This window comes from Streptosporangium sp. NPDC049376 (assembly GCF_044466505.1).
GTDB lineage: Bacteria > Actinomycetota > Actinomycetes > Streptosporangiales > Streptosporangiaceae > Streptosporangium.
In genome coordinates this window covers 215,385-236,985 of record NZ_JBITMT010000006.1, presented here as the reverse complement: position 1 = coordinate 236,985, position 21,601 = coordinate 215,385, and the positions used below count along the sequence as shown (strand labels likewise).

Here is a 21,601-nt window from a genome sequence, read left to right as displayed (position 1 = left end):
CCGCGCTCGATGGACCTGCTGCGTGAGCGGCACGGCAGGCTGCGCGGCCGGATCGCCGCGGGCTCCCGGGCCGCGGTCGAGCGGCAGCGGTCGCTGGGCAAACGGACGGCGCGGGAGCGGCTCGACCTGCTGCTCGACGAGGGCTCCTTCACCGAGATCGACATGTACCGCCGCCACCAGGCGAACGACCTGGGGATGGGTGAGCGGCGCCCGCACACCGACGGGGTGGTCGCCGGCTCGGGCACGGTGGACGGGCGCCGGGTCTTCGTCTACGCCCAGGACTTCACGATCTTCGGCGGCTCGCTGGGCCACGCGCACGCGGCGAAGATCCACAAGGTGATGGACCTGGCGATCGCCACCGGAGCGCCCCTCATCGGGCTCAACGACAGCGGCGGCGCCCGTATCCAGGAGGGGGTGATGTCCCTGGACGGCTACGGCGGCATCTTCCGCCGCAACGTCCAGGCCTCCGGCGTGATCCCGCAGATCAGCGTGATCCTCGGCCCCTGCGCCGGGGGAGCGGCCTACTCCCCGGCTCTGGCCGACTTCACCTTCATGGTCCGCGAGACCGCGCGGATGTACCTGACCGGCCCCGACGTCGTCGAGGCGGTCAGCGGCAGGCGGGTCACCCACGACGAACTGGGCGGCGCCGAGGTGCACGGCGGTCGCTCCGGGGTGGCCACCTTCGTGCACGACGACGAGGAGAGCGCACTTGAGGACGTGCGCTACCTGCTGTCCCTGCTGCCGAGCAACAACCTGGAGCCGCCGCCCGCCGGGCCGCCGCGCCAGGCCACGACCGACCACCGGCCCGGGTTCGCCGAGATCGTGCCCGTCGAGCCGAACAGGCCGTACGACATCCGCTCGGTCGTCGCCGAACTGGTCGACGACGGCGAGTTCCTCGAACTGCAGGAGGGCTGGGCGCCGAACGTGGTGTGCGCGCTGGCCCGCGTCGACGGCGAGGTGGTCGGCCTGGTCGGCAACCAGCCCATGGTGCTCGCGGGGGTCCTGGACGTCGCGGCGTCACAGAAGGCGGCGAGGTTCGTCCGCTTCTGCGATGCCTTCGGCATCCCGCTGGTGACGCTGGTCGACGTCCCCGGCTTCCTGCCCGGCCCCGACCAGGAGCACGCGGGCATCATCAGGCACGGCGCCAAACTGCTGTACGCCTACTGCGAGGCCACCGTGCCCCGCGTCCAGGTCATCCTGCGCAAGGCGTACGGCGGCGCCTACATCGTGATGGACTCCCGCTCCATCGGCTGCGACCTCTCCCTGGCCTGGCCGACGAACGAGATCGCCGTGATGGGCGCGCAGGGAGCGGTCAACGTCATCTTCCGCAAGGAACTGGCCGCCGCGGCCGACCCGGCCGAACTGGCCGCCGAACTCGTCGCCGAGTACTCCGAGCGGCTCATGCACCCGCACTACGCCGCAGAACGGGGGCTGGTCGACGACGTGATCGACCCGGCGGAGACACGCGCCGCGGTCGCGCGCGCCCTGGCCATGCTGCGCAACAAGCGCCAGACGCCGCCGCAGCGCAAACACGGCAACATCCCCCTCTAGGTTCCGTTCCGCGGAGCCTCACGCCCGCCGCGGTCACGCAGGGGTGCCTCGCGGAACAGGCCCTGACCTCCGGTCTCCTCGACCTCGGCCCGCATCCGGTCCCTGGACAGGGCGACCGATCTCCTCGCGCTGTCCAGGTCGTCCCCCGAGCTGACCATCAGGGCGGTGAGCTGGGCCTCGAAGCAGCGCTCGGCGTCGTAGGGGGCGATGAGGTAGCCGCCGAGCTCCAGGGTGACCAGCCCGTGGATCGCGCTCCACATCTGGTGGGCGACGAGTTCGGCGTCCTCCGCCCTGAACCGGCCCGCCTCGAAGCAGCGGGTGGCGCACTTGACGACGTTGCCCAGCGTGTAGCGCCCGTGCTGGCGGTCCTCCTCCGTCAGGGAGAAGCCGGCCAGCGACGCCCCGCCGAACATCACCGCGTACAGATGCGGGTTGGCCAGCGCGTTGTGGCGGTAGGCCCTGCCGAGCAGCGCCATGTCGGCCACCGGGTCACCGGTCTGGCGCACGTGGGTGAGATGGCGCTGCAGCCGGGCGAACCCCTCGTGCACGATCTCCCGCACCAGCCCGCTCATGCCCCCGAAGTGGGTGTAGACCGCCATCGTCGAGCTGTCGGCCTCGGTGGCGAGCCGCCGGGTCGACAGGGCCTGCGGCCCCTCCTCGGCGAGCAGCCGGGCGGCGATGTCGACCAGTGCGGGACGTGTCCTGGGGTCTGCTCGGCGGGGACTCATGTTGACAAGTATTACATAACGCCGATATGTTTCTAAGCACAACACCGTTATGGTATTGCTGACCCCGCCCGGAGGAGGCGCCTCATGGCCGCCCCAGCTCGCGCGTCCGGCCCGGCCCCCACCTGGGTGCCGTCACCGTTGCGGCTCCCCGTCGAGGGAGCCCTTCCCGAGGGGCTCGACGGGTGCTTCCTCCAGGCCTTCCCGCATCCCCTCGGCGACGGCAGGACCCTCCTGTCCGGCGTCGGCCTGCGCGGGGGAGAGGCCTTCCGGCACCGCGCCCGCACGACCGTCCCCCCGGCGAGCCCCTTCGGGCCGGTGCCCGCCCTGGCCCCCGCCGTACGGCCCGCGAACCCCGGCGGCCGGGTCCCCGGGCCCCTCTCGCTCGCCAGGCCCGTCCGCGACCCCGCCACCGGCCGGTGGCACGCCGTCGCCTCCTACCCCGGGCTGGGACACGCCGAGCACCTGGTCGCCGACTCCGGCGGCGCCGTCCGCCGCGCCCGGCCCTTCGCCCTCGACGGCGCGCCCCTCATGAGCGCCGCCGCCCTCACCGGGCACCACGTCGTCGTGTTCGACCCGCCGGTCCTCCACGACCGCGCCGCCGTCCTGGCCGGGACCCGCCCGCCGTACTCCTGGCGGCCGGGCGCGAGGGCGCGTGTCGGCCTGCTGCCCCGCGAGGGGGCGCCGGAGCCGCGCTGGTTCGAGATCGGCCCCTGCCACGTCTCCCGGGCGGTGAACGCCTACGAGGAGGACGGGAAGGTCGTGGTCGACGCCGTGCGCCACCCCCGGGCCTATGACGGGGCCCCCGGCCCGCAGGGGTCGCCGCGGCTGTGGCGCTGGACACTCGACCCGGTCACCGGCGCCGTCGGGGAACGGGAGCTGGCACCGGGGGCGGAGACGGCCCTGGCCGACGAACGGGCGACGGGGCGCGCGCACCGCCACGTGTTCGGCTCCCGTGACCCGCGGGAGGGCGCCGCGCTCGTCCGGTACGACCTGACGACCGGCGGCCTCCGGGAACACCGGCTCGGCGCGGGGAGGCGCGCCGGGGACCCCGTGTTCGTGCCCCGGGGGCCCGCTGAGGGCGACGGCTGGCTCCTCGTCTTCGTCCGGGACGACGCCAGGCGAGAGGGCGGGTTGCTGGTGCTCGACGCGCTCGACCTGGCGGCCGGGCCGTACGCCGTCGTCCACGTCCCCTGCCCGCCGCCCGCCTACGGCCGCGCCGCCTGGCTGCCCGCCTGACCCCGGCGAAGAGCCGCGCCGGAGAGCGCCGGAGAGCGCCGGAGAGCACCGGAGAGCATCGCAATCCGGGAGATGCGCTGTACAGCGGGCGGATGTGACGCTGACTGCGTGACCGGACGCGACGGCGGCCGTCCACGGCGGGGGTGACGGCCCCGGCCGCCGGCGCCCGCCCGTGCCCGTCGTGCCCGCGAATCCGCCCCGCCCCCGGCCCCCGGTTCCCGCCCGCGCGGGCGGCCCGCACGGCGGGCTCAGGCGGAACGAACGGATTGGAGTACGCGATGGCTTCCCCTTCCACCCAGGGTTCCGTCCAGGGACGCTTCGCCGCCCAGGCGGCGCTGACCCCGGACGCGACGGCCGTCTCCTTCGGCGACCTCCGCCTGACCTACCGGGAGCTGGACGAACGGGCCAACCGGCTCGCGCACCTGCTGCTCGGACGGGGAGCCCGTCCGGAGAGGCCGGTCGCGGTGCTGATGGAGCGTTCGGCCGACATGGTCGCCGCCATCCTGGCGGTGCTCAAGACCGGGGCGTTCTACCTGCCGCTGCACACCTCCCACCCGCCGGAGCGCATCCAGTGGATCATGGACCACGCGGGCGCGCCGATCCTGCTCGCCGACGCGACGACCCTCGGGCGCGGCCTGCCGGAGGGCGGCCCGCTCGTCGTCGTCGACGGAGGCCGTGAGTCGGCGGGGGAGTCCCCGGCCGACCCGGGCGTGGACTCCCACCCGGACCAGCTCGCCTACCAGATGTACACCTCGGGCTCGACGGGAGAGCCGAAGGGCGTCGGCGTCACCCACCGGGGCGTCCTCGGGCTGGCCTTCGACTCCTGCTGGGAGGGCGGGCGGCACGAACGGGTGCTGATGGTCGCACCGCACGCCTTCAGCGTCTCCACCTACGAGCTGTGGGTGCCGCTGCTGAACGGCGGCCGGATCGTCGTCGCGCCCCCCGGCGTCCTCGGCGTGGCCACCCTGGGCAGGCTCGTGACCGAGGAGGCGATCACCGGTCTGCACCTGACGGCAGGGCTGTTCCGGGTGCTCGCCGAGGAGGCGCCCAAGTGCCTGGCCGGGGTGCGCGAGGTGCTGACCGGCGGGGACGTGATCGCGCCCGAGGCCGTACGGCGGGTGCTCGACGCCTGCCCGGACACGGTGGTCAGGGCCATGTACGGCGCCACGGAGACGGCGCTGTTCGTCACCCACGGCCCGATGACCGCCCCCTACACCGAGGAGGGTGCCGTACCGGTCGGCGGCCCGCTCGACGACGTACGGCTGCGCGTCCTCGACGAGGCCCTCACCCCCGTCCCGCCCGGCACGGTCGGCGAGCTGTACGTGGGCGGCACCCGCCTGGCGCGCGGCTACGCGGGCCGGGCCGACCTGACCGCGCAGAGCTTCGTCGCCGACCCGTTCGCGGGACCCGGCGAGCGGATGTACCGCACCGGCGACCTGGTACGGCTGACCGCCAGGGGACAGCTCGACTTCGTCGGCCGCGCGGGCGACCAGGTGAAGATCCGGGGCTTCCGGGTCGAACCCGCCGAGATCGAGGCGGTCCTGGCGAGACACCCCGGGCTCGCCCACGTCGCGGTCGTCGCCAGACGGGCCGAGGACGGAGAGAGAAGACTGGCCGCCTACGTCGTGCCCGGACCCGGTGGCGCCGACGTGGAGGCGTTGCGCGCCCACGCGGCGCGGGCGCTGCCGGACTACATGGTGCCCGCCGCGTTCGTCGTGCTCGACACCCTGCCGCTGACCCCCAACGGGAAACTGGACCGCGCGGCGCTGCCCGGGCCCGACTTCACGGGCCTGCCCGCCTACCGCGCCCCGAGCGGCCGGCTTGAGGAGACCCTGTGCGCCCTGTTCGCCGAGGTGCTCGGCGTGACGCGGGTCGGCGTCGACGACAGCTTCTTCGACCTCGACGGCCAGTCACTGCTGGCGATGCGGCTCATCAGCCGCATCCACGCGGAACTGGGCGAGGACCTGCCGATCAGCGCCCTGTTCGACACCCCGACGGTCGCGGGCCTGGCGGCGCGGTTCGGTGGCGCCTGACGGCTTGTCAGCTCTTCGAGCCCTCGCGTCCGAAGCCCGGTAACGGAGAAGGAGAACGAGATGGCCAACCCCTTCGAGAACCCGGACGGAACCTTCCTCGTGCTGGTCAACGAACAGGGCCAGCACTCCCTGTGGCCCGTCTTCGCCGCCGTGCCCGCGGGATGGGCCGTCACCCACGGCCCCGCGGGGCGTGAGGACTGCCTCGGCCACGTCAGGCGGCACTGGACCGACACCCGGCCCCGTGACCTCGCCGCCCACCTGGACACCCCGCGCTGAACGCCCAGGCCGGGGCCGTACGCCGCGATCCGCACGGGTCCCTCACCGGCCGCTCGCGGGTTCCGCGGACACGCGGGGGCCCGCACCCACGGACACCACCGGCAACCGGCCGCGCGCCGGTTCCCGACCACCGCAACGCACGAGGAGTGGCACGTGACCATCGACGCCGCGCGCGGTACGCCCCCGGGGACCGTCACAGCGCCCCCGCCCCCGCCGACCCCGCAGGAACCCGTCCGGCTGCTCACCCCGGACGGCAGGCGGGTCGAGCACCCGGACTACGACGCCGTCTTCACCGCGCGGGAGGTCAGGAGCCTCTACCGGGACCTGGTGATTGTCAGGAGACTCGACGAGGAGGCCCTGGCCCTGGCCAGGCAGGGAGAGCTGGCCGTCTGGCCCTCGCTGCGCGGCCAGGAGGCGGCGCAGGTCGGCTCGGCCCGCGCCCTGCATCCCGGGGACATGGCCTTCCCCAGCTACCGCGAGCACGGCGTCGCCTGGTGCAGGGGCGTCGACCCGGTGCGGGAACTCGGCTCCTTCCGGGGGATCAACCACGCCGGGTGGGACCCCAGGGAGCACAACCTGCACCTGCCGACGATCGTCATCGGCAGCCAGGTCCTGCACGCGACCGGCTACGCCATGGGCGTCCAGCGCGACGGCGCGGAGGACGCGGTGATCGCCTACTTCGGCGACGGCGCGACCAGCGAGGGCGACGTCAACGAGGCGTTCGCCTGGGCGGCCGTGCAGAACGCGCCGATCGTGTTCTTCTGCCAGAACAACCAGTGGGCGATCTCCGAACCCACCGAGCGGCAGTCACGCGTCCCGCTGCACCGGCGCGCGGACGGCTTCGGCTTCCCCGGCGTCAGGGTGGACGGCAACGACGTGCTGGCCTGCCTGGCGGTGACCGCGAGGGCGCTGGACAACGCGCGCAGCGGGCAGGGGCCGACGCTGGTCGAGGCGTTCACCTACCGGATGGGGGCCCACACGACGACGGACGACCCCGGCCGCTACCGCCCGCGCGCCGAGACCGAGGCCTGGCTGCTCAAGGACCCCGTCGAACGGGTCAGGACCTACCTGCTGGCCTGCGGCGCCGCGGACGAGGCCTTCCTCGCCGAGGTCGAGGCGGAGGCGGAACGGATCGGGGCGGACCTGCGCACCCGGTGCCGGGAACTGCCCGATCCGGACCTCGACGAGCTGTGGGACAACGTCTACGCGGCCGAGCACCCGCTGGTCGAGGACGAGCGCGCCGCCTTCGCCGCCTACCTCGCCTCCTTCGAGGACACGCCGCGATGAGGGAGACACGCGAAGGGAGGCACGACGGTGGGCGTTGAGACCCTGTCTTTGTCCCGGGCGATGAACGAGGGCCTGCGCAAGGCCATGGAACGCGACCCCAGGGTCCTCGTCATGGGGGAGGACGTCGGCAGGCTCGGCGGTGTCTTCCGGGTGACCGACGGCCTGCAGAAGGACTTCGGCGAGAGCAGGGTCATCGACACGCCCCTGGCCGAGTCGGGCATCGTCGGCACGGCCATCGGGCTCGCGCTGCGCGGCTACCGCCCGGTGTGCGAGATCCAGTTCGACGGCTTCGTGTTCCCCGCCTTCAACCAGATCACCACCCAGCTCGCCAAGATGCGGTTGCGTTCCCTCGGCACACTCGAACTTCCCGTCGTCGTCCGGATCCCGTTCGGCGGCGGCATCGGCGCCGCCGAACACCACAGCGAGTCCCCCGAGGCGTACTTCACCCACACCGGCGGCCTGCGCGTGGTCGCCTGCTCCAACCCCTCCGACGCCTACACGATGATCCAGCAGGCCATCTCCTGCCCCGACCCGGTGATCCTGTTCGAGCCGAAACGGCGCTACTGGGACAAGGCGCCGGTCGAGCTCGACCCGTCGGGAGCGGTGCCCCTCGGCCGGGCCGTGGTCGCCCGCCCGGGGCGGGACGTGACGCTGCTGGCCTACGGCCCGGCCGTACGGACCTGTCTCGAAGCCGCCCAGGCCGACGAGAGCCGCTCCGTCGAGGTCGTCGACGTCCGCTCGCTCAGTCCCCTGGACGAGGCGACGGTGTTGTCCTCGGTGCGCAGGACCGGCCGGTGCGTCGTCGTGCACGAGGCCCCGGTGTTCAGCGGGTACGGCGCGGAGCTGGCGGCGAGGATCACCGAACGGTGCTTCTACGACCTGCGGGCCCCGGTGCTGCGGGTCGGCGGCTTCTCCACGCCCTACCCGCCCTCGCGCCTCGAACGGCACTACCTTCCCGACCTCGACCGCGTCCTCGACGCCGTCGACCGGACCATGGCCTGGTGAGCATGAGCGAGCTGAGACGGTTCGCGCTCCCCGACGTCGGTGAGGGGCTCGTCGAGGCGGAGATCGTCAGGTGGCACGTGCGCCCCGGCGAGCCCGTGCGGGTCAACCAGGTCATCCTTGAGATCGAGACGGCCAAGGCCGTCGTCGAGCTGCCCTGCCCCTTCGCGGGCGTCGTGGGGGAACTCCTCGTCGAGGAGGGCACGACGGTCGAGGTCGGCACACCGCTCATCACCGTGGCCGTCGGCGGGGACGCCCCCCGGGTGGACCCGCCCGTCGCCTCTCGGGAGCAGGAGCGGGTTCCCGTGCTCGTCGGGTACGGGGCCATGCCGGGCGCGACGAGCCGCAGGCCGCGCAGGCGGACCGCCCCTGAAAGGCCCGGAAGATCCGAAAGGCCCGGAGGAAGCGGAGACGGTGGCGCGGGCGAGCCGACCGTCCGCAGACTGGCCAAGGACCTCGGCGTCGACCTGGCCGCCCTCGCCAGGACCGGCCCGGGAGGATCGGTCACCCACGAGGACGTCCGGCGGGCGGCGGCCGTACCGGACCCGGAGCCCGGCGGCGGGCAGGAGCGGATCCCGGTCAGGGGGGTGCGCAGGCGCACGGCGGAGGCGATGGTGCGCTCGGCGTTCACCGCCCCGCACGTGACCACCTGGCTGCAGGTCGACGTCACCGCGATGACGGAGCTGGTCACGAGGCTGCGTGGGCTGGCCGACTTCGCCGGGGCCAGGGTCTCGCCGCTGCTGCCCGTCGCCAGGGCGCTGGTGACCGCGGTCAGGCGCAACCCGATGATCAACTCCTCGTGGGACGAGGCCGCCCAGGAGATCGTGCTCTGGCGGCGGGTGAACCTCGGCGTCGCCGTCGCCACGGAACGCGGGCTGATCGTCCCCAACGTCAAGGGAGCCGACGACCTGTCGCTGCCCGCCCTGGCCCGCGCCCTGACGGAGCTGACCGAGACCGCGCGGGCGGGCGGGACCACCCCCGGGGACCTGTCGGGGGGAACCGTCACGATCACCAACACGGGCGTCTTCGGGGTGGACGCCGGAACCCCGATCCTGCCGCCGGGTGAGTCGGCGATCCTCGCGCTCGGCCAGATCAGGGACATGCCCTGGGTGCACGAGGGACGGGTCACGGTCCGCAGGGTCGCCACGCTGGCGCTGTCGTTCGACCACCGGATCGTGGACGGCGAACTGGGCGCCACGGTGCTCCGCGAGATCGGCGCCATGCTGGAGGATCCGCTCCTGATGCTCGCCTGGTCCTGACCGGCCCCGGCACGAGGACGCCGCCCGGCCGTGGGGCCGGGCGGCGTCCGCGCGGGCGGGTCAGGCAGGGTTGACGGGGCTGTTCTGGTAGGCGGCGAGCCGCCACTGGCCGTCCTCCTTGACGACCAGCCAGGAGGCCCGGATGGCGCGTTCCGGGGAGACCTCGGTCTCACCCGGGGCCAGCACGCCGCCCTGCGTGATCAGCACCCCGGTCGTCTCGCCGAGGAACCTGATGTCGATCGGGCGCCCGGTCACCTGGGTGCCCTTGAACGGGCCCTCGAACGCCTCCGCCATGAACGAGTGGATCTCCTGACGGCCCTTGCGGTAGAGGCCGGGCAGGATCATGCTCCCGTCCTCGGTGAAGACGCCGGCGAAGGCCTCCGCGTCGTGTTCGGCCCACGCGTCGACGACGCGCTGGGGGACGGCCGCCACGGCGGCCCTGTCAGCGTCCGAGGGGCTGGTCGTTGTCATGTTTCTCCCTTTCTCCTGGCTGTCCGATGGTCGTCGGGAAGTCTCAGGCGGCCTCGTCCGGAATCTCCCAGGCGGGGGACGGGCACGCGCGGGCACGCGCCGCCCTCCTCCGTGCCAGGGTCCAGGTCACACCCTCCGTCTCCTTGTCGTCCCCCGGCGGACAGGACGGGTCCTCCCGCCGGGCCGGGGGCAACTCGGACACGCGGCCGGTCGGCCGTCCTGATGCGGGAACGTCGGCGGTCAGCACCATTTCCTCCTGGGAACCAGCTGGGAACTAGCGGATGAGAACCGGGAGGCGTGCCGCTCGTACGGTCACGGAAGGCGGGAGAGCGGTGGTCCCCATGAGACGGTCGGGAACCGCCCGGAGCCGGACGCCCCTGTCATCCACTGTCATCCACCGGCGATGGCGGCGACCGCCTCCGGTGTGCTCACCCTCCGACCGTCCCACCCGGTCCCGGGGCCCCGCATCTCTCGGATTGCGCTGTCCGGGAGAACCGCGGTGATCAGCGCAATCTGGGAGAAAGGCATCGCCACCACCGGGTGTCACCATTGAGTTCCGCGGCGCCGCCCACAACTTCCCCGAGGAGTCGAGGTGCGAGATGAGCAGACAGGCCCCGTGACCCGCCCGCTGACCGGTGAGGAGTACATCGAGAGCCTGCGCGACGACCGTGAGATCTACGTGTACGGCGAACGCGTCAAGGACCCCACGACCCACCCGGCCTTCCGCAACCCCATCCGGATGACGGCGCGGCTCTACGACGCGCTGCACGACCCGGCCAGGCGCGAGGTCCTCACCGCGCCGACCGACACGGGAAGCGGCGGATACACCCACAGGTTCTTCACCACGCCGCACAGCGCCGAGGACCTCGTCGCCGACCAGCGGGCCATCGCCGAGTGGGCGCGCATGAGTTACGGCTGGATGGGCCGCAGCCCCGACTACAAGGCCTCCTTCCTCGGCACGCTCGGCGCGAACGCCGACTTCTACGAGCCCTTCGCCGACAACGCGCGCCGGTGGTACGCCGAGTCGCAGGAGAAGGTCCTCTACTGGAACCACGCCATCGTCCATCCCCCGGTCGACCGCAGCCGCCCGCCGGACGAGGTCGCCGACGTCTTCGTCCACGTGGAGCGGGAGACCGACGCGGGCCTGGTCGTCAGCGGGGCCAAGGTGGTCGCCACCGGCTCGGCGCTCACCCACTACAACTTCATCGCCCACTACGGACTGCCGATCAAGAGACGGGAGTTCGCGCTGGTGGCCACGGTGCCGATGGGCGCGCGGGGGATGAAGCTGATCTGCCGCCCCTCCTACACCGCCGCCGCGGCGGTGATGGGCAGTCCCTTCGACTACCCGCTCTCCTCGCGCCTCGACGAGAACGACACCATCCTGGTGCTGGACAAGGTCCTCATCCCCTGGGAGAACGTCTTCGTCTACGGCGACGTGGGAAAGGTCCAGCTGTTCACCGGGCACTCCGGCTTCATCGAACGCTTCACCTTCCACGGCTGCACCCGCCTGGCGGTGAAACTGGAGTTCATCGCGGGCCTGCTGGCCAAGGCGCTTGAGATCACCGGCACCAGGGACTTCCGGGGCGTGCAGAGCAGGATGGGCGAGGTCCTGGCCTGGCGGAACCTCTTCTGGGCGCTGTCGGACGCCGCCGCGCGCAACCCCGTCCCGTGGCGCAACGGCGCGGTGCTGCCCAACCCCCAGTACGGCATGGCCTACCGGTGGTTCATGCAGGTCGGCTACCCCAGGATCAGGGAGATCGTGCTGAAGGACGTCGCCAGCGGGCTGATCTACGTCAACTCCAGCGCCGACGACTTCAAGAACCCGGACATCCGTCCCTACCTGGACAGATTCGTCCGGGGCTCGAACGGGGTGGACGCCGTCGAGCGGGTCAAGGTCATGAAGCTGCTGTGGGACGCGGTCGGCACCGAGTTCGGCGGCCGGCACGAGCTGTACGAGCTCAACTACGCGGGCAACCACGAGAGCACCCGCGTCGAGCTGCTGCTCGGGCAGGGCGCGTCGGGGCAGATCGACGACTACAAGGCGTTCGTCGAGCGGTGCCTCGGGGAGTACGACCTGAACGGCTGGACCGTCCCCGACCTGTCCTCCTTCGACGACCTGCGCCACGCCAGGAACGACCTGCTCAACGGCTGACCCCGCCGCGCCGTCCGGACACGCCCGGACCGGGACAACCGTGGGTTCGCACCGTTCCGCGGGCGGCGCGGCCTGAGGTGGCCACGCCCTCCGCATGGCGCGGGCCGCGTCTTCGGTGAAGACTGACGGGGAAGTACACGGGGGTGTGACGGGGGGTGTGACGGTCGGCGGACCCCGGAACGGCGCCGGGGAGAGTGGAGAGAACGGGTGCGGCGCTCATGCTCCCTTGGCTGGCGTGACTCCGAGTACCTCGCGGCCCGGCCGGGACGGGATCGGGTCAACCGGTTCGTCGTGATGCTGCTGGTCCTGCAGCGCGCGAGCTACCTGGTGCCCGCCGTCGCGGGAGTCTTCAGCGCCGACCGCCTCTACCGGAGCGCCACGCTGAACGTGGTCCTGCTGGCCGTCGCGGTCGCCTGGAACGCCGCGCTGGTCGTGACCACCCGGCGCCGGGGCTGGTTCGCCCGCTGGGCGGTGGCCGCGGACGTCGCGGTGACCTGCGGGCTCCTGCCGGCGGTCGGCGCCAACTGCCTCGGTGACTCCCGAGCCCCGGCGAACTGGTCGTCGTCGGCCCTCATGGCCACGGGGGCGTTGACCGGGGCGGTCGCGGAGTCCCTCGCGTGGGCGTGGGCGCTGCTGCCGCCCGCGCTGGCCTACCTGGTGGCGCACGCGGGCGACCTCGGCAGCAGGTATCCGTTGCCGATCGACATCGCGGTGCGCCTGAACTCCTACCTGTGGTTCGCGGTCATCGTCTGCTTCATCCACCGTTACCTGCGGGCGCAGGCGAACCGCCTGGACGACCTGGCCGACCGGCGGCTGGCCACAGAGACGGGCCACGTCGCCGACCAGGCGCGTTCCGCCGAGCGTCTGGCGCACTACCGGCGGCTGCACGACACGGTGCTCACCACCCTGACGGCCATCGCCCGCGGCGGTCTCGACCACAGGGAGGAGCAGGTACGGCTGCGCTGCGCCGCCGACGCGGAGTACGTCAGGCTGCTCATCGGGCGCGAGGGCACCGGAACGGCCGCCCGCCTGGAGGACAGCCTGGCCAAGGTGATCACCAGGGCCTCCGGGCTCGGGCTGCGGGTCCGCTACGCCGCGGCCTGCCTGCCCGAGCGGGTGCCCGCGGCCGTCGTCTCCGCTCTCGCGGACGCCTCCCAGGAGGCGCTCAACAACGTGGCCCTGCACTCGGCGACGAAGGAGGCCTGGCTGACGGTCATCGGCGAGGACGCGCACGGGAACGTTCCTGAGGACGGCCGGGGCCGTCGGGTGACCGTGCGCGTCGTGGACCGGGGGAGAGGCTTCGACCCGGCCTCCACAGCCCCGGGCTTCGGGCTCGCCTCCTCCGTCGCCGGCCGCATGCGGGAGGTCGGCGGCCAGGTCACCGTCCTGTCCGCCGAAGGCGAGGGCACCTGCGTCGAACTGGTCTGGCCCGGTGACCCGGCAGGGAGCGGGACGGGGCCGGTCCTCGACGGTCACGTCAACCGAGACGGAGCCCGGCCCCCCACCGGGCCCGGAGGGGACGGGCGTCAGAGTGACCGCGGCGCGCACGGCTGACCCGCGGTGCACGACCCCGTCGCGCCCCCACCAAGTGGCCCGCGTTCCAGACGGACCCTCAAGGGATCCCCTCGCCCGTGAGGCGCCTTACGGGGTTCCCCACTGTCTCCGACGCCAGAAGTGAAGAGCGTCGGCTTGTGCCTTACCCGGTGTCGTGCGCGAGGGGTTTGACCTTGTGCTTTACCGGCGCCAAGTATGAGGAGTGTCGGCTTGGGCGCGTCGGCGCTTGGACTGAGGAACGCAGGAGCGCAGCGACGGAGTGACGAGGGAAAGCGCCGACTCGGGGCGCCCAAGCCCGCGACGCCGTCAGGCGGAGCAAGGAGACACAGCGACGAGGGAAAGCGCCGACTCGGAGGCGCCCAAGCCCGCGACGCCGCCAGGCGGCGCAAAGAAACACAGCTATCTCAACCAGCCGTCCTCCCTCACCCGGGTGGCGAGGTCGAGTTTGGTGTAGGCGGGTCTGCCCGCTCTGCGGTACTTCTCCTTGACCCGGTCGAGGTAGTTCTTGGCGGTTCCCGGCTGGACTCCCGCGCTGCGGGCCGCCGCGGACAGCGTCATCCCCGACGCGTAGGCCAGCAGGACGGCCCGTTCCTGGGGGGAGAGCACGGGGCGGTCGGCGGCGCGGTCGGACAGCCAGCAGAGCGCCAGTTCGGGGGAGTGCGTGCTTCCCCGGGTGGCGACCTCGCGGACGGCGGAGGTCAGCACGCTCAGGTCGTGGTCCTTGGTGAGGTATCCACCGGCCCCGGCTCTGACGACCTGGGAGCCCATGCTCGGTGAGGTGATCACGCTCACCACGAGCACCCGGCTGCCCGTGGCCACGATCCTGCGTACGTTGCCGATCGGGTCGGAGCGGTCGGCCAGGAGCAGGTCGAGGATCACCACGTCGGCGGGGGCGTGTCCTCTGGAGAGCAGTTCTGTGACCGTGCGGGCGGTGCCCGCCAGGCGTATGTCGGGGACTCCGGAGAATCAGGCGGTCAGTCCGTCGAGCAGCATCCGGTCGTCGTCGACCACTGAAACCGCGATCATGGTTGCCCTTCCCGGCACCGAGGAAACGGGGTGGTCTCGCCGTGATATGAACGCGTCAAAATCCTATTATGTCCTTACTTTTCGACCTGACTAACATAGATCATTACGCCGGTCGAAGTGAGAAATATGACATATACCAAGGCATAAAGCGCCTGAGTCACGCCCGGCGGGAGGGCTCAGCCCCCGCGAGCCGTACGGCCGGGCAGGAGGGCCTCGCCGCCGAGCCAGGCGGCCAGTCGCTCACGCTCGACGAGGATCAGCCCGCCCTGGTTCGCCTCGGTCAGGGCGGGGCGGGTGAGGCGGCCGGAGGTGACCAGGACGCCGGTGTGCCCGGCGAAGGCGTGGGCCAGCGCGCCGAGGAAGTCGCGGACCTGGGGGGCGCCGACGCTGCCGGTGTAGCGCTTGCACTGGAAGGCGAAGGGACGGCCCCCGGGGCCGATCGCGGTCAGGTCGACGCCCCGGTCGCCCGCGCCGCCGAGCAGCCTGACATGACGGAAGCCGTCCCGGCGCAGCAGTTCCGCGGTGAGCCTCTCGAACTCCGCCCCCGTCAGCCGGTCGACCCGCTCCAGCTCGGAGTTCTCCCGGAACCACCTGCGCTCCCGCTCGGCCGTCGCTCTGGCGCGCGCCACGGCGAAGGCCGTGGCCAGGACGAGCGCGGCGACGGCGGCGGCCACGAACCACGGCCAGTTCCGCTGCAGGAAGGGCAGGGCCGCCCTGAGCAGCAGGAACACCAGCGCGGCGCCGAAGAGCCAGAGCAGGAGACCGGTCTCGCCTCCCTTCCCGCGCTTTCCCGCGCCCGAGGGTCGTCTTCTTCCGGCCGGTCGCCGGTCCGCCATCGTGTCAGCTCCCGTCGTCAGGGGGTCGAAGCAGTGAGTGTGAACGACGTCTCCGACAGAAACGGTCATGAGAGGAGGGAGAGTTCCCCCTTTCGCGGAAGAAAGTCCCCCCGGGGACCGATCGCGTTGGCGAGGCCGTACGAAAGGGAAAAACCATAAAAGAGCGGATAGTTCGCCATATAAGGCTTATGGAGAGAACGCGAACTTCATTTGGGTGCCGCTCCGTGGCCCCGAGGGGCGCCGCCCGGATCGGGTCCCGGTACGGCCCGGCGGGGGCGAGGTGGCGGTGCCGCCGTATCGCGCGGTGGGGGGCGCCGGGGCGCGCGGGGCGGCGGCGGACCGGGGAGCGCTCTCTCGTTTGACCCGGAAAGATGTGCACAGTCTTGGAACCCTGTGAAATCGCTATTGGATTTTGATTTAAAATGGTAAGGTTTCTCCCTATCATCGCCGCATGGACATGGAAATGCGCCATCTTCGGGTCATCCATGCGATCGCCGAGCACGGCAGTATCTCCAAGGCGGCCTCCTCCCTCGGACTGTCCCAGCCCGCGCTGGCCGGTCAGCTGCAGCGCATAGAGCGCATGCTCGGCGGCCAGCTGTTCGAACGGGCCCACGAGGGCAGCCGCCCGACCGCGCTCGGCGGATGGATGCTGGAGCGGTCGAGTTCGCTGTTGCACGCCTTCGGCACCCTGCAACGGGATGCGCGCCACTACGTCGAGCGGGGTACGGGGAAACCTCTCGTGCGGGTCGGCTGTGCGCCGATGTCGCTGGCGGGATACGTCAGCAACTGCATGTACGACCTGGTGCCCGGGGTGGACTTCACCATCCGTACCGAGGAGTGCATGGACACCCTGCACTCCTTCATGGAGACGGGCAGGCTGGAACTGGCCGTCCTGGGTGACTATCCGGGCTACGAGCTGACGCCGCCGCCCGGGGTGGTGTACGAGATCCCGGTGATCGAACCGATCTTCATCGGGCTCGCGGAGTCCCATCCGCTGGCCCGGCAGGAGGAGATCGACCTGGCCGACCTGGCCGGCGACGACTGGGCGATGCCCCCGCAGGCGGAGGTGGGCCACAGGGAGCACTTCTGGGACGCCTGCAGGAAGCACGGCTTCGCCCCCAGGCTGAACTTCTCGGTCAGTCCCGCCCTGGCCTACGACCTGATCAGAGCGGGCAGGTGTGTGGGGATGTTCCAGGCGATCTACCAGCCGCACCCGGGGATCGTGGTCCGCCCGCTGGTGGGCACCCCCATGTTGTTCCGCTACATCATCGCCTGGACCCGGCACGGTCCGCTGGCCGAGCACGTGGTCTCCCTGATCAGCAGTGCGATCCGCAGGTACTGGAGCGAGGCGCTGAAGGTCCCCGTCTACGCGGCCTGGCTCGAACGCCACGGACAGCCCCTGCGTTTTCCGTAGTGTCCCATGCCGGTCGTCTTGATGGGGTTCATGCGGCAAATCTGGTTCGAGTGAAAAAATTGGAAAAGTGAAGACGTATCATATCAAGGGGAAAGATTTTCATCTTCCGGATGAGCGTGCCGAGAAGGATGTGGCCGATGCTTTTGAGGCCACAAACCATGGGATTAGACCGCTGCTGCTCATGTTCTGACATCGTGGAAACGCCGCAATGATCAGCGGCTCAGAACACGATTCCGGAGGATCAATGAAGCTCTATCGCTCATCGCTCCGAAGCGCCGCGACGGCCGCCGCCGTCGCGGCGCTTCTCGGGAGCGGATTGACCACCGTATCGGCCATTCCCGCCCAGGCGGCCCCCTGCACCGTCAACATCTACAAGGTCAACACAGGTCATGGCGGGTCGAGTGTGTACGTCAGTTACATGGGCGCCGAGCTGGTCTATCAGGATCCGAAGGCGGATGATTCCCCCGTTACCGGGCCAAGTTCCTATGTGATGAAGCCCAACCAGGTCAATGGCAGACGTGCCGTCTACCTGGCCGGTGGCCGTCTGGCCTGGATGTACGCTCCGGCGCTGGAATACGAAACCTGTCGTTAGCCGGATTCGAGAGGGCGGCCCGCGACCGTGCGGCGCCGCCCTCTTCTCTTTTCCTCCGGGCGAACCTTTCCGTGGAGGCCGCCCGGACGGCCCGGGGAAAACCCGGCCCGGGAAACGGCGCCCGTCTTTGCGGTGGTCGGCCCGGACGGAAAAGGTGTGTCCGAAACGGACCGCCGTTATTCATTGCACAGGAAGGTTTCCTATTTAATACTGTTGTCAACGCGGCGTGTCCACGGTGCGGGGAGCAGCCTCTCCGCATCCCGGCCGCTCCGCCGTACCCCCCGGAGGTTCGTGTGGCCATTGGCCTCGGGGCGCTGACCGGCCCGGTCGTTCTCCCGTGGGCGATGTCCGGGCCTGACAACGACATTGACTCCGGTTGTGCCGGAGGTCTTTGGCGCCGCCCCTGATGTTCGCGGGATGGGGAATGACCTGCGGACACTCAAGAACGGCCTGGTCGTGCGACCGTCGGCCGGCATATGACACCGACGATTTCAGCCGCTCATCCGATGGGTAACGGGTGTCCGCTGACCAGTGAATACGCGCTGCCCCCTGTCAAGAGATGAACGCCTGATCACCCCATAGTGGCGGACTATGGGCAGCTGGAGGGTTCCTGACATGTCGTAGTAATGGCACCTTTGGTCCAGCCCTGGCCGGCCACGGCTCCTTGGTCCCTTTCCCCCCAGGGGACTTGTGAGAGGAGTCATCCAGAGTGAGATCCAAGCTCAGAACAGGTGCCGTCGCCGTACTGGCGACAGCGGCGTTGGCGGCTTCCACGTTCGCGAACGCGCCCGGCGCCTACGCGGCCAAGCCCGCGGTGGACGCGAAGCCCACCCCCGTGGGAGCGGCGCAGAAACTCGACAGGGCGTTCACCCCGCCCAACGCCAGAGGCCGCGAGCGTGCGATCGCGAACGCGGGCAAGGCGCTGGCCGCGGAGTCCGGGACACTGCGCAAGAGCGCACAGGACAAGTTCACCCTGGCCAAGACCATCGACGGCGCGTACGGCCTGCAGTACCTGACCTACGCCCGCACCCACCGAGGGCTGCCGGTCTACGGCGGCGACGTGATCGTGACCACCGACCGGGCGGGTGACCAGCTCGGCCAGGTCGCCTCCGGCCAGCGGGCGGAGATCAAGGTCGGGGTCACCCCCAGGGTCAGGCCCTCGGCGGCGGCGGCCACCGCCCGCGCCAAGCTCGCCAAGGTGGAGAGCGCCGACGCCCCGACCCTGCTGGTCCACGCGGCGGGCACCCAGCCGAAGCTGGCCTGGGAGGTCGTGGTCAGGGGCGCCACCGAGAAGGCGCCCAGCGTGCTGCACGTCTTCGTCGACGCGCTGACCGGCTCGGTGCTGGACTCCTACGACGAGGTCCGCGCGGGCACCGGCAACAGCTTCTACAACGGCAACCCGGTCACCATCCAGACCTCGGGGTCGTCCGGTTCCTACACCATGCGTGACACCACCCGCAGCGGCCTGGCCTGTGGCGGCCAGAACGGCTCGGCCTACACCAAGAGCACCGACTCCTGGGGCAACGGCTCCGGCACCAACCTTGAGACCGCCTGCGTCGACGCCCTCTACGCGGCGCAGACCGAGTGGAACATGCTCAGGGACTGGCTGGGCCGCAACGGCTTCAACGGCCGGGGCGGCGCCTTCCCCATCCGCGTCGGCCTCAACGACGTCAACGCGTACTGGAACGGGTCCTACACCAACTTCGGCCACAACCAGTCGAACAACCAGCAGGCGACCCCGATGGACGTCGTCGGCCACGAGTTCGGCCACGCCATCTTCCAGTTCTCCGGTTCCGGGGACGGCGGCAGCGGCAACGAGGCCGGCGGCCTGAACGAGTCGACCGGTGACATCTTCGGCGCGCTGCTCGAAAGCTACGCCAACAACCCCAACGACCCGGCGGACTACCAGGTCGGCGAAGAGGTCAACCTGGTCGGCCAGGGGCCGATCCGCTACATGTACAAGCCGAGCACCAACGGTGACCCGGACTGCTACAGCTCCTCGATCCCGAACACCGAGGTGCACGCGGCGGCCGGTCCGCAGAACCACTGGTTCTACCTGCTCGCCGAGGGCACCAACCCCGGCGGCGGCAAGCCCACCAGCCCGGTCTGCTCCGGATCGTCGAACCTGACCGGCATCGGCATCCAGAAGGCCGGCCAGATCTTCATGGCCGGGCTCAACAACAAGACCTCGCCGTGGACCCACGCCAAGGCGCGCGCCGCCACGGTCGCCGCGGCCAAGCAGCTCTTCCCCAACAGCTGCGTCGAGTGGAACGCGGTCAGGGCGGCCTGGAGCGCGGTCAACGTCTCCGCCGGTTCCGGTGAGGGCACCTGCACCATCCAGAACCCGAACGACTTCTCGGTCTCCCTCAACCCCACCTCGGGCAGCGTCCAGGCGGGCCAGCAGGCGACCTCGACCGTCGGCACCACGGTGACGGCGGGCAGCGCCCAGTCCATCACGCTGCGGGCCTCCGGTCTGCCTTCGGGGGCGAGTGCCTCCTTCAGCCCGCCGACCATCACCGCGGGCCAGAGCTCGACGCTGAGCGTCACGACCTCGTCGAACACGCCGAACGGCACCTCGTCGATCACGGTCACCGCGGACGGCACCGACGTCGACAGGACCGCGACGTACTCGCTCACGGTCAACGGCGGCCCGCCCGGCGGCGGTGAGGCACCGGACATCAGCCTCGCCAACGTCAAGGCGCACCTGCAGCAGTTCCAGAGCATCGCCAGCAGCAACGGCGGCAACCGCCGTTCGACCGGCGCCGGCTACACCCAGTCGGTCAGCTACGTGGAGAACAAGCTCCGCGCCGCGGGCTACACCGTGACCCGGCAGAGCTGCACCTCCGGCTGCAGCGGCGGCGCGGGTCCCAACCTGATCGCGGACTGGCCGGGCGGCGACGCCAACCAGGTCGTCATGTCCGGCGCCCACCTCGACAGCGTCTCCGCCGGTCCCGGCATCAACGACAACGGCTCGGGCTCCGCCACCCTGCTTGAGGTCGCGCTGACCCTCGCCGCGAAGAACCCCACCATGACCAAGCACGTGCGGTTCGGCTGGTGGACCGACGAGGAGCAGGGCCTGCTCGGCTCGAAGTACTACGTCGGCTCGCTCAGCTCGGCCGAGCGCTCCAAGATCAAGGTCTACTACAACTACGACATGGTCGGCTCGCCCAACGGCGGCTACTTCATCAACAACATCGCCACCGCCGCGGCGGCCGATCTCAAGGCCTTCTACACCAAGATCGGCGTCCAGACCGAGGAGAACGTCGAGGGCGCCAACCGCTCCGACGACGCCTCCTTCCGCAACGCGGGCATCGCCACCTCCGGTGTGGCCGCGGGCGCCAGCGACATCAAGACCTCGGCCCAGGCCACCAAGTGGGGAGGTACGTCGGGCAGGGCGTACGACTCCTGCTACCACTCCTCCTGTGACACCACCAGCAACATCAACGACACCATCCTCGACCGGGCGGCCGACGCCGCAGCGTACGCGGTCTGGAAGGGTGCCGTCGGCGGCGACACCCCGCCCCCGACCGACGACTTCTCGGTCTCGGTCAGCCCGTCCTCGGCCACGGTCCAGGCCGGTGAGTCGGCCTCGGCGACGCTGAGCACCCAGGTCACCTCGGGCAACGCCCAGTCGGTCTCGCTCAACGCCGGCGGCGTGCCCTCCGGCGCGAACGTGAGCTTCAGCCCGGCGACCATCACCAGCGGGCAGAGCTCCTCGGTCAGCATCACCACCTCGTCCGCGACCCCGGCGGGCACCTACTCCATCAGCCTCAACGGCAACGGGACGAGCGCCAACCGCTCGGCCGTCTTCACCCTCACCGTCGGCGGGACCGGCGGCGGGCGCACCTTCACCAACGACACGCCCTTCGAGATCAACGACGGATACCAGGACTACACCGACATCGACGTCGCCCTCGACGGGGAACCCGAAAGCACGTTCACCGTCACGGCCGACATCCAGCACACCTGCTCGCAGGACGTGCGCATCACCCTGTACCAGCCGAACGGGTCCGCCCGGGTGCTGAAGTACGAGGGCTACGAGGCCTGCACCCCCTACGATGGGCCGGTCACCTTCACCGTGAGCAACCCCTCCAGGCTCGGCAACGGCACCTGGTCGCTCATGGTCGGCGACTACTTCCAGGGAGACACCGGAGTGGTCAACTCCTGGAGCATCTCCTTCTAGC

The 21,601-nt window shown here is 71.0% G+C and carries 16 protein-coding genes; 12 read left to right on the top strand and 4 right to left on the bottom strand.

Annotated features, from left to right (window positions below):
* Positions 1-9: 9 nt before the first annotated feature.
* Positions 10-1,551, top strand: coding sequence for an acyl-CoA carboxylase subunit beta (locus ACIBVQ_RS19100; protein ID WP_352012713.1), 1,542 nt, complete (start codon positions 10-12; stop codon positions 1,549-1,551).
* On the opposite strand, the gene ACIBVQ_RS19095 is transcribed toward ACIBVQ_RS19100, so the two are convergent.
* Positions 1,548-2,279 (bottom strand): TetR/AcrR family transcriptional regulator, encoded by a 732-nt coding sequence (locus ACIBVQ_RS19095; RefSeq protein ID WP_399178859.1) that lies wholly within the window; start codon positions 2,277-2,279, stop codon positions 1,548-1,550. The genes ACIBVQ_RS19100 and ACIBVQ_RS19095 overlap by 4 nt on opposite strands.
* 84 nt (positions 2,280-2,363) lie before the next feature.
* Here ACIBVQ_RS19095 and ACIBVQ_RS19090 point away from each other — a divergent pair, with 84 nt between their 5' ends.
* From ACIBVQ_RS19090 to ACIBVQ_RS19065, 6 genes are all read left to right on the top strand, one after another.
* Positions 2,364-3,515: a carotenoid oxygenase family protein gene (locus tag ACIBVQ_RS19090; RefSeq protein ID WP_399178857.1), complete on the top strand. Its 1,152-nt coding sequence runs from the start codon at positions 2,364-2,366 to the stop codon at positions 3,513-3,515.
* 278 nt (positions 3,516-3,793) lie between these two features.
* Positions 3,794-5,548 carry an amino acid adenylation domain-containing protein gene (locus ACIBVQ_RS19085; protein WP_399178855.1) on the top strand — a complete coding sequence of 585 codons (1,755 nt, stop codon included), beginning with the start codon at positions 3,794-3,796 and terminating at the stop codon, positions 5,546-5,548.
* 60 nt (positions 5,549-5,608) lie between these two features.
* Positions 5,609-5,824 (top strand): MbtH family protein, encoded by a 216-nt coding sequence (locus ACIBVQ_RS19080; protein WP_352012632.1) that lies wholly within the window; start codon positions 5,609-5,611, stop codon positions 5,822-5,824.
* A gap of 153 nt (positions 5,825-5,977) precedes the next feature.
* Entirely contained in the window at positions 5,978-7,111 is a 1,134-nt protein-coding gene (gene pdhA, locus ACIBVQ_RS19075) for a pyruvate dehydrogenase (acetyl-transferring) E1 component subunit alpha (RefSeq protein WP_386189085.1), read from the top strand.
* Positions 7,112-7,138: 27 nt separating this feature from the next.
* Positions 7,139-8,116 (top strand): alpha-ketoacid dehydrogenase subunit beta, encoded by a 978-nt coding sequence (locus ACIBVQ_RS19070; protein ID WP_362916975.1) that lies wholly within the window; start codon positions 7,139-7,141, stop codon positions 8,114-8,116.
* Between the two features lie 2 nt (positions 8,117-8,118).
* The gene (locus tag ACIBVQ_RS19065) at positions 8,119-9,372 is read left to right on the top strand and encodes a dihydrolipoamide acetyltransferase family protein (RefSeq protein WP_399178852.1); all 1,254 of its coding nucleotides are present in this window, start codon (positions 8,119-8,121) and stop codon (positions 9,370-9,372) included.
* Between the two features lie 60 nt (positions 9,373-9,432).
* On the opposite strand, the gene ACIBVQ_RS19060 is transcribed toward ACIBVQ_RS19065, so the two are convergent.
* Complete coding sequence (locus ACIBVQ_RS19060; RefSeq protein ID WP_352012629.1) at positions 9,433-9,843, bottom strand: SgcJ/EcaC family oxidoreductase; 411 nt, start codon at positions 9,841-9,843, stop codon at positions 9,433-9,435.
* A gap of 592 nt (positions 9,844-10,435) precedes the next feature.
* Here ACIBVQ_RS19060 and ACIBVQ_RS19055 point away from each other — a divergent pair.
* Together ACIBVQ_RS19055 and ACIBVQ_RS19050 are read left to right on the top strand one after the other, a co-directional pair.
* The gene (locus ACIBVQ_RS19055) at positions 10,436-11,995 is read left to right on the top strand and encodes a 4-hydroxyphenylacetate 3-hydroxylase N-terminal domain-containing protein (RefSeq protein WP_362772130.1); all 1,560 of its coding nucleotides are present in this window, start codon (positions 10,436-10,438) and stop codon (positions 11,993-11,995) included.
* A gap of 207 nt (positions 11,996-12,202) precedes the next feature.
* Positions 12,203-13,549 (top strand): sensor histidine kinase, encoded by a 1,347-nt coding sequence (locus ACIBVQ_RS19050; RefSeq protein ID WP_399178850.1) that lies wholly within the window; start codon positions 12,203-12,205, stop codon positions 13,547-13,549.
* 399 nt (positions 13,550-13,948) lie between these two features.
* On the opposite strand, the gene ACIBVQ_RS19045 is transcribed toward ACIBVQ_RS19050, so the two are convergent.
* Both ACIBVQ_RS19045 and ACIBVQ_RS19040 read right to left on the bottom strand, forming a co-directional pair.
* Positions 13,949-14,431, bottom strand: coding sequence for a hypothetical protein (locus tag ACIBVQ_RS19045; protein WP_399178848.1), 483 nt, complete (start codon positions 14,429-14,431; stop codon positions 13,949-13,951).
* A gap of 320 nt (positions 14,432-14,751) precedes the next feature.
* On the bottom strand, positions 14,752-15,411 hold the full coding sequence (locus tag ACIBVQ_RS19040) for a restriction endonuclease (RefSeq protein WP_352012625.1): 660 nt from the start codon (positions 15,409-15,411) through the stop codon (positions 14,752-14,754).
* Positions 15,412-15,874: 463 nt separating this feature from the next.
* Between ACIBVQ_RS19040 and ACIBVQ_RS19035 the strand changes: the two genes are divergently transcribed.
* The 3 genes from ACIBVQ_RS19035 to ACIBVQ_RS19025 all read left to right on the top strand — a co-directional run bounded on the left by ACIBVQ_RS19035 (position 15,875) and on the right by ACIBVQ_RS19025 (position 21,600).
* On the top strand, positions 15,875-16,825 hold the full coding sequence (locus ACIBVQ_RS19035; protein ID WP_362916967.1) for a LysR family transcriptional regulator: 951 nt from the start codon (positions 15,875-15,877) through the stop codon (positions 16,823-16,825).
* Positions 16,826-17,069: 244 nt separating this feature from the next.
* The gene (locus ACIBVQ_RS19030) at positions 17,070-17,417 is read left to right on the top strand and encodes a hypothetical protein (protein WP_352012623.1); all 348 of its coding nucleotides are present in this window, start codon (positions 17,070-17,072) and stop codon (positions 17,415-17,417) included.
* Positions 17,418-18,126: 709 nt separating this feature from the next.
* On the top strand, positions 18,127-21,600 hold the full coding sequence (locus ACIBVQ_RS19025; protein ID WP_399178845.1) for a M28 family peptidase: 3,474 nt from the start codon (positions 18,127-18,129) through the stop codon (positions 21,598-21,600).
* Position 21,601: the final 1 nt, after the last annotated feature.

What these genes read in the sequence shown, in the direction of transcription:
- ACIBVQ_RS19100 (WP_352012713.1), top strand. Translation starts at nt 10, where the DNA reads ATGGACCTGCTGCGTGAGCGGCACGGCAGGCTGCGCGGCCGGATCGCC.
- ACIBVQ_RS19095 (WP_399178859.1), bottom strand. Translation starts at nt 2,279, where the DNA reads ATGAGTCCCCGCCGAGCAGACCCCAGGACACGTCCCGCACTGGTCGAC.
- ACIBVQ_RS19090 (WP_399178857.1), top strand. Translation starts at nt 2,364, where the DNA reads ATGGCCGCCCCAGCTCGCGCGTCCGGCCCGGCCCCCACCTGGGTGCCG.
- ACIBVQ_RS19085 (WP_399178855.1), top strand. Translation starts at nt 3,794, where the DNA reads ATGGCTTCCCCTTCCACCCAGGGTTCCGTCCAGGGACGCTTCGCCGCC.
- ACIBVQ_RS19080 (WP_352012632.1), top strand. Translation starts at nt 5,609, where the DNA reads ATGGCCAACCCCTTCGAGAACCCGGACGGAACCTTCCTCGTGCTGGTC.
- ACIBVQ_RS19065 (WP_399178852.1), top strand. Translation starts at nt 8,119, where the DNA reads ATGAGCGAGCTGAGACGGTTCGCGCTCCCCGACGTCGGTGAGGGGCTC.
- ACIBVQ_RS19060 (WP_352012629.1), bottom strand. Translation starts at nt 9,843, where the DNA reads ATGACAACGACCAGCCCCTCGGACGCTGACAGGGCCGCCGTGGCGGCC.
- ACIBVQ_RS19040 (WP_352012625.1), bottom strand. Translation starts at nt 15,411, where the DNA reads ATGGCGGACCGGCGACCGGCCGGAAGAAGACGACCCTCGGGCGCGGGA.
- ACIBVQ_RS19035 (WP_362916967.1), top strand. Translation starts at nt 15,875, where the DNA reads ATGCGCCATCTTCGGGTCATCCATGCGATCGCCGAGCACGGCAGTATC.
- ACIBVQ_RS19030 (WP_352012623.1), top strand. Translation starts at nt 17,070, where the DNA reads ATGAAGCTCTATCGCTCATCGCTCCGAAGCGCCGCGACGGCCGCCGCC.